Annotated in this window: 1 protein-coding gene and 1 pseudogene; one reads left to right on the forward strand and one right to left on the reverse strand. The window is 62.7% G+C overall.

Annotated elements, in window-relative coordinates; translation table 11 throughout:
* Nucleotides 1-241: 241 nt before the first annotated feature.
* Nucleotides 242-1,285, reverse strand: coding sequence for an IS110 family RNA-guided transposase (locus AC1DGP_RS35140; protein WP_476833283.1), 1,044 nt, complete (start codon nt 1,283-1,285; stop codon nt 242-244).
* Nucleotides 1,286-1,366: 81 nt separating this feature from the next.
* Between AC1DGP_RS35140 and AC1DGP_RS35145 the strand changes: the two are divergent.
* A pseudogene (locus AC1DGP_RS35145) lies at nt 1,367-1,892 on the forward strand (transposase family protein); the annotation flags it as partial.

Below are 1,892 nucleotides of genomic sequence, written 5' to 3' on the forward strand. Positions count from 1 at the left end.
GCGCCTGCGGATCAAGGGTTCGGCTTCGGTCATGTGAAGGTCGCGGGTGCGGTCATGTCTTCGGCCTGTCGCTGCGGATGGTGTCATCCGCCGGCCCTGATGGATTCCGCTGATCCGCTGACCTGATCAAGAGAGCGAGCTCGAGGCTCCGACTATGCTGCAGGCTCTGCGGATCTTCTGCTCGCTCACATCACCTCATGGTCACCCTCGATTGCTTGACGCGTTGCCTTGAAGCCGCTGGTTATGCGGCCGCGCCGCGATAGCGAGAACCGCCTCGCATCAGCGCGAAGGCGATGCGGGCGAGCTTGTTTGCTACGGCGATGGCCACAACCCTGAAGGGTTTGGTATCCAGGAGCCGGCTTGCCCATGTCCTCAGAGCGTCCTCGCCCTTTCTGCGGTGACGCAACACTGCGTGTGCACCGACGACGAGAAGTTTGCGAAGATAGCGGTCTCCCATCTTGGATATCCGCCCCAACCGTTCCTTGCCCCCAGACGAGTTCTGTCGAGGCGTCAACCCGATAGAGGCGGAGAACGCGCGCGGCCCCTCGAATGCCGAGATATCCTGCACCGTCGCAGCGATGGCGGAAGCCGTCACCGGACCGATGCCAGGCACCGTCATCAGGCGCCGGGCGGTCTCATTCTCTTTCGCGAGCTGTTCGATCGCGTCATCGCTGACTGCGATCTCCGCGTCGAGATGTTCAATCTGGCGCACGAGCGGAGCCAGGGCCGTCTGCACGGTGGACGGGATCTCCGCCTCGTCGCCACTACCGATGAGAGCAGCCAGACTGCGGGCGTTGTTCGGTCCCTGCGCGGCAATGATCCCGATCTCGGCCAGGTGGCCACGCAGGGCATTCAGCATTTGCGTCCGCTGGGCGACGAGGATCTCGCGGACCCTATGGTGCATGAGTGCAGCCTGGTTTGCGATCGAGCGTACCGGCACGAAGCGCATGGATGGCCGGGTCACAGCCTCGCAGATTGCCGCTGCATCTGCTGCATCATTTTTCTGGCGCCGGACATAGGCCTTCACGTAGGCCGGCGGCATCAGCCGCACATCATGACCACAGCCGATCAGCCTACGCGCCCAATGATGGGCGGAGCCACAAGCTTCAAGCCCGACCAGGCATGGCGGTAGCTGCTCGAAGAAGGGCAAGAGGTCCTGACGTCTGATGGCTCTCGTCAGCAGCACACCGCCCGAGCCGTCGACCACGTGAACCTGGAAGATAAGCTTCGCCAAATCGAGACCGACCGTTACAGCGGCGGACAGGTCAGTGTTCTGCTTGCGCATGGATGGGGCTCCTCGGAATGGTCCGTGATGGCAACACGCCTGCCTTAAGAACGGTGCCGGTGCAGGCGCCGTCCATCCCATCAAGAGAGCCTGAGGGCTCTGGCGAAGCGCTACGGCATCAACCAGAAGACGGTGGCCAAGTGGAAGAGACGGAGCTCGACGGCGGATCTCAAGACCGGTCCATGCGAGCCTCGATCGACCGTGCTGTCGATCGAGGAGGAGGCGGTGATCGTCGCCTTCCGCCGGCATACTCTGCTGCCGCTCGACGATTGCCTCTATGCTCTGCAGGCGACGATCCCGCATCTGACGCGCTCATCATTGCACCGCTGCCTGCAGCGTCATGGCATCAGCCGGTTGCCGGAGGTGGCAGGAGACAAGGAGCCGAARAGGCGCTTCAAGTCCTACCCGATCGGCTACKTCCATATCGACATCGCCGAGRTACAGACTGCCGAGGGCAAGCTCTACCTCTACGTGGCCATTGATCGCACGAGCAAATTCGCCTTCGTCCAGGTGGTCAGGAAGACCGGCCGGACCTCGGCTTCTGCCTTCCTGGTGGCTCTGATCGACGCGGTACCGTACCGGGTCCACACCGTTCTCACGGACAACG

It is taken from the genome of Allobosea sp. 05T433 (genome assembly GCF_056396065.1).